This window comes from Nonomuraea rosea (genome assembly GCF_039539705.1).
GTDB lineage: Bacteria > Actinomycetota > Actinomycetes > Streptosporangiales > Streptosporangiaceae > Nonomuraea > Nonomuraea rosea.
In genome coordinates, this window is sequence record NZ_BAABDQ010000014.1 from 243,076 (window position 1) to 252,188 (window position 9,113).

Here is a 9,113-nt window from a genome sequence, read left to right on the forward strand (position 1 = left end):
CCGCCGACTGCCGATCAAGGTTCACTTAAGTAGAAGACCTGCCGCTGAGGAAGCGCAGGTCAAGGCTAGAATGCCCGTGCAGGTGAGTGCCCGGGGCAGGATTCGGGCCTGCGGCCCCCGCTTTAGGAGAGCGTGAACGGTACTGCCTATTTACCTGGGTTAACCTGCGGAAACGCCTGGTGCGACGAGCAGCCTTCGAGTGATCATCCCGCTCATGTCCCGCATTGCTGTACAGCCGCACCGGGACGTTAGAGGGCGGCTTCGGGGACTGTTCCCGTTGACCTCGTGATGTGACTGCGTCCGGGCAAGGCGGGTGCAACATTGTGGCTCACCACATCGAGGTGCCGACCGCTGCTACCGTGCAGATCCCGCCGAAGTACCGCAGGCGGCTCCTCATCACCTGCGACGGGCCGGAGGCCGCGATCGAGTTGCTGCGGTTCATTACCACCCAAGATCAGCAAATAACGCAGCCGTCTCGCTGGGCGAAGCCACCCCAACCCGTGAATCATCGGGTTAGGCATTGCGAGCGCTCCTCATTGTGAGGAGTTGGACGGAAAACTGCTCGAAGTGTCGCTCGCCTGCGGCGGCCATGGCTCGATGCTCATCGTCACCGACTCCCTGCGTAGACCTGGGTCGGAGAGCGGGATGTCGCCGCTTAGCTTTCGAAGGACACGTTCGAGCTGGCTGTACAGCGGCCAGACCCGTTCGGCCACAAGTCCGAGCTGAACGGACTTGCTGGTGAGCTGCTGTTGAGAATAGTCGTTGGGATCGATCTGCGGTTCCCCCTCTTCCTGCAGGAGCTCTAGGACTTCCGGGATCGAGAGGAGCGAAGCCGACGACATCCGATCGCTCACGCCGATGATCCCAGCCATCGCCTCGACAAGTTGTACCTTTTGAGCCCATGTGAGTTCGCTTGCATGAAACAACGGGTTCTGAGCAAGGTGCATGAGACCGCGTAAGAAGACGTAGCTCTCTTGAGCTCGCTCGTATTGCTCGTCGTCCTCTTCCTGGCTCATGGCCGGCATCTCACGCGGTGCCGTGCGGCCGCGGTCATTTGTCGCGGGCTCGACGGAGGCGCTCGGAGGTTCCCGTCCACTCCGTCGGGGCTGGCCACGGATCAAGCGGGGGCAATCGCGGCGCGCGCGGTTCTGTAGGCATCGCCCCATCGTCTTTTGAGAGCTGGATGCCGATGGCGAGGGAGACCCGGGCCAGCGGAGGCAGGTTGACGAAGTCCTCGGCTAGGCTCCATTCCTGCATGGCACGACGGCGGAGCACACGCGCGGAGATCGCGACGAGCCCGGCCAGGTCCAGATCCACGAGGTCGATCCGGGCACGGGCCATGGGCCAGTGGTAACCATCCAATTGGGCATGTGCCAGTTGACGACCGTGGACGACGGCCAGGTCGGCGACTAGAGAGCGCAGTTCTGTACGGGCCTGACGCACTCCCATCGTCAGTTCGGCGAGCCGTCTGCCCGCATTCCACCACAGTGCCATCGGCTGGGCCGTGGTGCCGACCGGCGCCGAATCGGCGGCCTGGGACGCGGCCGCGAGGGCGTCGAAGAGCCAGTTGTGCCGGGCGAGCACCGACGGGTCCGAGACTGCCGCAAAGAGCAGTGAGATCTGCTGGGCCGGCGCCTGAAGAGCAATGCGCCAGCCGAGAAGTTCCACGTTTTGCGACCATCCGGCTTCCTCCTCACCATTCTCGCTGTCTCTTCCGCTTAAGAGCAGGAACCGCAACCGCGAGCCCGCCTCACCAGCGGCTTCCCACGAGCCTGTTGCTGCGACACGCAGGAATGAACCGAAGGGAAGGCCCAGTTGCTGGTAACTTGATGCGGCCTCCAACAGGGCGCTCTTCCCCGCCTGGATGTCGTAGGGAAGTCTTACGATCGCGCATTGTCGCCATGTGTCGGCGTTTTCGGCCACGCGCGCCCATGTACTGCGTGGACGCGATGGCCCTAGCCCGTCGAGCTGCTGCCTGATTACCGAGGAAGCTTCGTCGTCTTCGTCCAGTAGATTGACAATGGAATCGGTGCCGCTACGGATTGGGCCGTCGCGCAGAAGCCTGATCACGTCATTCACGGCGTATCGGGGCTCTTCAATCTTGATATAAGCAGTTAGGAAGCCCGCTCGCTCGCGCAGCACCGAGGGGTCCAGCCGTAGAGCGGCCCATAACTCACTCGGCAAACTCACAGCATGTTCCGTTCGTCGAGGATAGCCGAGGGATGAGTGAATGCGAGGTTCACCAAGAGGTCGGTGACCTTGAGTAAGTCGCCCCCTGCCGGCTCCCAGCGTTGCGCGCAAAGGATCTGCGTGGACGGCACGTTGATCTTTGCCGCTACCTCTCCCTGCCAATGCCACTCCGAATAGGCCCGATTGTGGTTGAGCTCCCTGATCTCCTCGGCCACTGACGGGATGCTGGTAGACCGGTTCGGGCTGACGAGTACATAGCACACAAGCACCCAGCCAGGGCAACGGGGACGACTAGGCTGCGTGTAGTCGGTGACTGCGAATTCCAGTGCCGTCCGCAACGCACGATGAGTCACGTTTGTCTTCGTGGTTGTGTCCCTATCTACGCAGCCCGCGGACAGGGAAATAAATGGAGTGGAATCGCAGAAGGGTTGCCCGGTTCGGAGCATCGGTTGAGCATAGTTATTGACGTGCAGATTGAGATTGTGCTCGGTCAATTGCTGGATGGCCGCCCCGATTGCGAACGGTTCCGCTGCGCCTGCGCTCAGCCAGCCGCGACAGCGTAGCCCGACGCCATTACTGAGGATGGTCCGCACCTCATCTTCACTGATCTCCGCAACGCCTTTGCAGCACCATTGGACGATCACGGAACGGCCCGAACGTGTCCATGCTTTGAATCAGCCCCCACCTCTAGGCTGGCGCGGTCCATCAGCCTGTCGTACCACTCTCGTATCGTGCCGCGGTTTGTGTGGTCACCTATCTCGGTAAACGTTGCGGCCCATTCCGCCGTCCACGTCTTTGGATAGCTCGTCCGCCTGTCGCCGTCCTGGGAGACTAGCGAGGTGCGCAGCAGCGCATCTGCTCCGGGGGCGGCGTAGGTCTTGAATAACGAGGCGGAGAACTCTTCGTATGCTGTGATCAGCTCTGTTGAAAAGAATGGTCGGTTCGCGTAGAACAGCCGATCCAGTGAACGCTTACGCTGGATTACGTCAGGCGGCGACAGTTCCTTCCAGTTCCCGATCCAAATGAAGTAACAGTACAGATCATTTAGCTGTGGGAGAGCGTCGTCCATCAGTTCGATGCGTTTCTCAATGAGTTTCTGGTTCACCCACTGGCTCGCTTCGAGTCGTTTCGCCGCCCTGGCGAAACCGATGCCGATCAAGGCGACTGTCAGCGGCGTCAGAGCGCTCACTATCAGCTTCGCGATCTCCAGGCCGATCCAGCTTGAAGAGCCATCCATGGCATCCCTTCCGCTACTATCTCAGGAACCCATCATCCTGATTAGCAGTCGACTGACAAGAGCCAGATCCGTGTAGCTATAGGGCTCCCCCCGGGGCGCCCTGAACCTGATATCCATGGGGATCTTGATGTGCCCTGCGTAGATTCGCTGATGTGTTCTAAGTTGCGTAAAAGTTACTTGGTTGTCTGTTCTGCCCAGTAGTGGCCGCCGGAACGGTGGCATTGCGTGCACTAACGGCAAGCAGTGCCCAGGTATAGATGACCCTGAAGGGGAAATGGGCGATCATCATGGCCGAGCCAGTCGACATCCGCAGTAGGAGAGTGGAGGTTCCTCCGCCTGTTCTGGCAGCGTGACCTGGGCAAATAGCCTGCGCGGCGCGCGACCGTCTCAAGATCATCCCGCGTATATCCCCGGCCGGTCCGTGGGCGAGAAGGACGTGGTCGGTGGCCGAGTCGTTGAACACCGGCGCCGTCTATCGGTGTCAAACGTCTCGACTGCAGCCGCGTCCAAGGCGCGGCAGGGAACTGTGTACCGTCGCAGTTGATTCAAATTAATCCTGTGGAGATGAGATGCGGGGTGGTCAGCCGTCGTCTCAGCGCCATTTCGGCGGGAGCTCGATGGTGACCTCGCGGATGGCGGACTTGATGGTGATCGTGGAATCGCCTTGTCCGATCGCATTGTCGATCTTCTTGATCTCTGACCAGGAGAATCCCAAGCGGCGGTACTTGTTCCGCTGGCTCGGCTTCATGTGGTGAATGTCGTCTTTGGCCACTGTGGTCATCCCGGGATGCCATGAGCGTGCCGATCCTCGGGTCATCTTGACCATCAAGACCCTCTCTTGGTCGCTTGGGGTCGAGACCGGCTACTCAAGGAACCTAAAGCGGATCGACAAGGCTCGGCCTGAGATCGTGATATCACAACATCACCGTTGCCGCGGCGCCTCGTCCTCCCTTTGATACCGGCCGTCGTCGGCGGCAGGACGCTCCTGGGCGCGGGGCTTTGAGGTGGGGGCTGCTGGACTTCCGAGGAGTTGGACCTCCGGGATGATCGCATCCCAATGCCGCTTCTGTAGACAGATTTGTCAAGTTCCCGGCAAGATCTTGACCGCAGAGAAACGTTGCTGAATGCTTGTCACAAGCTTGCGGATGGAGATGCGAATGGTTTCCGATGAGGTTAGCCCGTCCCAGCTGGGCCATCGCCTGGCCCAGCTACGTGAACAGGCCGGGATCAAGCAGGCCGAGTTGGCCCGGAGTATTACGTGGAGCCAGGCCGTCCTGTCCCGTGTCGAGGCAGGTGAGAGAGTCGTGTCCGAGGAGGAGCTACAGGCGATTCTCGAGGCCATCAGTACTGACGATGCGGCTGGGCTGGCCGACATCCTTGCTCGTGACTGGACGATACTGCCCAGGCCAGCGCTCGATCACCCAGATCAGCAACTTCTCTGGGAGGCCGAGCAGCGAGCACGCGAGCTGGACGAGCTCGCTCATGAGCATCCGGCACTCCAAACTCGCCTCAAGGAGTACATCGCCGAGATTCGGCACCTTGCGGGACTACTTCTCCGCCGCGAGCACCTGATCGCCTTCATTGGAGCGATTGGCATCGGCAAGTCCACAGCCATATGCCGTGTGACGGGGCTCGAGATTGAGGAGCAGGCCGGACGCCAGACAGTGCTTGAGACCGCCGGAGGCGGCACCACGCTGTGTGAAGTCCATCTGAAGATCGGCCCGGGGCATGGCATCCTAATCGAGCCGCGTACCGAGCAGGACATCCGCGCTTGCGTCGAGGACTTCGCCGACCTCTTCTTCAAGTCGGATCGGCCGGAAGGCGCCGACGACCCAAGCGAGGGAGCCTCGCGCGAACTCGGCCGCGCCATTCGCAACATGGCGGGCCTCGTGCGGCCGAAGGTCACCAAAGACCCGGACGGTAAGCGAATTAAGGCACCCGATCCCGCCGAAGTGCTGGCCGCAGAGTCTGCGGAGAAGCGCGACTTTGTCGTGGAAGTGCTCACCAGGATGAATCTTCCTCGCAGAGACCTGCGGGCGGAATGGTGGGAGCCTTCCAAATCCGAGAGTCCCTTGGAATGGCTGAAGACCACCTTCGAGAACATTAACAATGGTCGGCACCCAGACTTCTCTCTACCCGCGCGGATCGAGCTGGTGGTACCGGAGCTCCTGCCCATAACCGGGCTGAACGTGAGTGTAGTTGACACCAGGGGCATCGACGGTCCCGGCGTCCGGGCTGACCTCGAGGCGCAACTCGAGAACCCGCACACTATGTCGATTCTGTGCTCGGGGTTCAACGCGGCTCCGGACCAGAACGTTCAGGATCTACTCCGTCGCGCACGTGAGATCAACAACTCCCAGATCGATTCGCATAGCAGTATCCTTGTTCTGCCCCGTTCAAGGGAGGCGCTTGCGGTCAAGGACGAGTCGGGGCTGCGGGTCGAGTCGAATGAGGACGGGTATGAGATCAAGGCCGAGCAGATCAGTGCTGCTCTAACGCAATACCAGCTCTCCGACCTGCCCGTACAGTTCTTCAATGCCCTTGAGGATGATCCGGAGGTTGTCAAGAAGTTCCTCCACGATTGTGTCAAAGCGACTCGTGCTAGGTTCGAGCAGCAGCTGAGGGATGTGCTGGATCGCGCTCTGACTCTGCTGGCCAACGCGGAGGAGGAGCAGGTAAGGGAGATCCAGCGGGCGGTGGGTCGGTACGTCTCTGCTTGGATCGACCAGAAGTCAGACCTTGGCCGGATCCGCGCAAACATCCCCGACCCGCTCTTCATGGAGATCCGCCGCGCGTACGCCAGCAGTGTGCACGCCGCAGCACGCAGGAAAGGTGAATGGCACTCACTCAGCTATTCACACCACCTGGGTTTTGGTGCTCGGAAGATGGCCGTCGGGGTCCTTGGAGATAAGGTCGCGGCTATCACGGACTACTGCAACACTGAGAGCACGGTTCGTCACGAGGCTGAGGAGCTGCTGTTGCAGACGGCCCGCCTCATGGCATCGGGATACGAAGACCTGCTTCGGAAGATACAGCAGGCTGGCGTGAGCCTTTTCGGGGCTGAACTCCAACAGGAAGCCGCCTTGTGGTGGGAGTGCACGAACGAGTGGGGTCGCGGTCCGGGCTACCGTGATCGCGTTCTTGCGCACACCCACGAATGGTTCGGTGCGAGTGATCGGCAGGACCTTGAGGACCGCCTTGAAGAGATACTCCGCGCGGAGTGGAAGGCTCTCTTGAACCGCGTCAACTCGATTTTTGAATTGGGTGACGACTGACCATCTACGAGTCGTGTAACGCGAACGTGATCGGCGGCGAAACATGTAGCTTGGCACCGTACGAGGCAGGCTGAACTGGAACTAGGGTCGCCAATGATGTGATCTCAGCCAATTGCCGGTAGGTAGTCGTGCTCGAAATGGGTGAGGAAGAGCGCTGCGCGGGCGATTTCGCCGATTCGGCTGGGGCTGATGGTGATGTGCTGGAGGGTCCGCCAGCGGACTTTGAGCAGGGCGAATCCGCGTTCGCCAAGGCAGCGCAGGGCTCGTAGGAGCCGGTTGTAGGCGCGGTTGTCCGGGCTGAGGATTTGGTTTCCGTCGGGTTGTTTGATCGGCGTGTGGATGCTGATTCCGGCGCCCTCGTATCCGCTGTTGGCGAGGGTGGGCAGGCCGGTTGCGGCGGCGGCGTACAGGGCGCCCAGCACGTGGGTGCGGGCGGCGGACAGGTCATGGATGGAGCCGGGTTCGACCTCGCCGATCCACAACGGTAGTCCGTCGGGTGCCGACAGGGCTTGGAGGTTGCCGGCGTAGTGGTGGGCCTTGCCGGAGTACCAGGCGTCGATGGGTTCGCCCTTGACGCTGAGGGTCTGCTCCGCGCAGCAGTCGGTCGGGATCAGGGTGCGTCCAGGATCGCGTAGGCCAGTCCTTCGGCTTGGGCGTGGTCGAGAGCTTCGGACAGATCCGGTGCTTGAGCTGCGAGAACCTTGATTCCTTCGTGGATGTAGCGGTAGGCGGTGGCCCGGGAGACGCGGTGATCGCGACCGAGCTTGGGGATGTCGCGCTCGCCTCGAAACCAGCACAGCACCATGACGGCCTGCCGGAACGGGGTCAGGGCCCGGCTGTCTTTCAGGGTGCCGCGCAGTCGGCGTTCATCGCGCAGCAGCCGGCCGAGGTGTTGAACGAGTGCGCGGGAGACGTCGAGCGTGGCACGATGAGCAATCACGTGGGGCCTTTCGGCGGCTGGGAATTCTTGTGGTGAGAACTCATCTACCGGAGGCTCCACGTCTGTTTCCGGCCTTCGACGACTCCTCCCGAAAGATCCCGAAACGTCACCGCCTGCGTCCCAGAAATCCCCAATTGTCCTGAATTATTTCTCTGAGATCACCTCAATGTCCGATTTCGACTGTGTGGAGAGAGTTCGCTTGGGGTACGCGTGAACCAGGGAATAGGTTCACTAAATGCTGCCCGGGACGTACCTTAGGTCCCATATGATGTTGATCACCCGATGGGGCGTGATGCGTCTGCACCCGGGACGATGGCACGCGGCTGCGGACGATGGAGGGTGCGCCGATGGAGCCTTGGCAGCCTTTACAGGCCGGGGATCCGGATGAGTGTGGGGGGTTTAGCCTCACTCACCGCCTCGGACAGGGCGGCTTCGGCGTGGTCTATCTCGGATCCCGGCATGATATCGGGGGCCCTGCAGCGGTGAAGATCTTCAAACAGGACTACGCGCGGTCTTCCATCTGGAGGCAGCGTTTTCTTCGTGAGATCGAAGCCATAAAAAAGATGGCGGGAGTGCACACAGCAGCGCTGCTTGACGCGGACGGCAGTGGCGACCCGGCCTGGCTCGCGACCCGGTACTTGCATGCGCCATCCCTGGACCGGCTGATCGGCGGAGGTTTCGGCTATTTCGACGAACTCTGCGGGTGGTGGTTGGCGGCTGGGCTCGGTGAGGCGCTGACGGAGATCCACGCGAAGGGCATACTGCATCGCGACCTCAAGCCGCAGAACATCCTGGTGGACCAGACTGGCCTGAAGATCATTGATTTCGGGATCTCGAAGTTCACCGAGGGGCCCGGGATCACCATGGACGCGTCGTTCTTTGGATCGCGTCAGTTCACGGCCAACGAGCACATCCTTGATCCGCGGAAGGCCACAGAGGAATCCGATGTGTTCTCACTCGGCTCCGTGGTCGTATACGCGATGATCGGCCAGACCCCCTTCCATGGCATCGACGATGGTCAGCGCATACGCGGCTGTGAGCCGAACCTTGACGGACTCTCGGACGGGATGCGCTCATGGGTGAAGAAGCTCCTGGCCAGCGAGCCGAAGGGGCGGCCAACGGCTATGACTGTGTTCCGCGAGGCGTTCGACAAGCTGGCGGACTACGCCGTGCCGCTCACCAGCGAATCGGGCCTGCCTTTGCTGCCGGAGATCCGGGATTACATCGACCAGTGGACCTTGCAACCAGTGCCCATGCCGGACCGGGTGCTGGTCACAACGGTGAGTTCGAGCTCAGGGCGAGGCAGCGCCGGCGGTCTCCCCGAACCTGGCAAGCCTCCTGGCTCGAAGCCGCCGCCGGGAGGACTCCCGAAGCCCGAGTTCGATGACGTGTGGCTGGCCAGGTGGCACGGGGCTGCGGAGCACAGACGGGGCAGTTACGGCAGGTAAGAGCACCTGCGGGGCGGTATGGA

Annotated in this window: 7 protein-coding genes, 1 tRNA gene and 1 pseudogene; 2 read left to right on the forward strand and 7 right to left on the reverse strand. The window is 61.4% G+C overall.

What is annotated here, in order from left to right; translation table 11 throughout:
- Positions 1-87: 87 nt before the first annotated feature.
- From ABEA43_RS30575 to ABEA43_RS30600, 6 genes are all read right to left on the reverse strand, one after another.
- Positions 88-159 (reverse strand) — tRNA-OTHER (locus tag ABEA43_RS30575).
- Positions 160-533: 374 nt separating this feature from the next.
- Positions 534-1,016: a hypothetical protein gene (locus ABEA43_RS30580; RefSeq protein WP_345567166.1), complete on the reverse strand. Its 483-nt coding sequence runs from the start codon at positions 1,014-1,016 to the stop codon at positions 534-536.
- Between the two features lie 34 nt (positions 1,017-1,050).
- Positions 1,051-2,142: a hypothetical protein gene (locus ABEA43_RS30585; protein WP_345567168.1), complete on the reverse strand. Its 1,092-nt coding sequence runs from the start codon at positions 2,140-2,142 to the stop codon at positions 1,051-1,053.
- 44 nt (positions 2,143-2,186) lie between these two features.
- Entirely contained in the window at positions 2,187-2,405 is a 219-nt protein-coding gene (locus tag ABEA43_RS30590; protein ID WP_345567170.1) for a hypothetical protein, read from the reverse strand.
- Between the two features lie 425 nt (positions 2,406-2,830).
- The gene (locus ABEA43_RS30595) at positions 2,831-3,427 is read right to left on the reverse strand and encodes a hypothetical protein (RefSeq protein ID WP_345567172.1); all 597 of its coding nucleotides are present in this window, start codon (positions 3,425-3,427) and stop codon (positions 2,831-2,833) included.
- Positions 3,428-4,019: 592 nt separating this feature from the next.
- Complete coding sequence (locus ABEA43_RS30600; protein ID WP_345567173.1) at positions 4,020-4,208, reverse strand: hypothetical protein; 189 nt, start codon at positions 4,206-4,208, stop codon at positions 4,020-4,022.
- A 376-nt stretch (positions 4,209-4,584) separates the two neighbouring features.
- Between ABEA43_RS30600 and ABEA43_RS30605 the strand changes: the two genes are divergently transcribed.
- Positions 4,585-6,702 (forward strand): helix-turn-helix domain-containing protein, encoded by a 2,118-nt coding sequence (locus tag ABEA43_RS30605; RefSeq protein ID WP_345567175.1) that lies wholly within the window; start codon positions 4,585-4,587, stop codon positions 6,700-6,702.
- Positions 6,703-6,806: 104 nt separating this feature from the next.
- Here the strand turns inward: ABEA43_RS30605 and ABEA43_RS30610 are convergent.
- A pseudogene (locus ABEA43_RS30610) lies at positions 6,807-7,642 on the reverse strand (HARBI1 family protein).
- Between the two features lie 347 nt (positions 7,643-7,989).
- Here ABEA43_RS30610 and ABEA43_RS30615 point away from each other — a divergent pair.
- On the forward strand, positions 7,990-9,090 hold the full coding sequence (locus tag ABEA43_RS30615; protein ID WP_345567177.1) for a serine/threonine protein kinase: 1,101 nt from the start codon (positions 7,990-7,992) through the stop codon (positions 9,088-9,090).
- Positions 9,091-9,113: the final 23 nt, after the last annotated feature.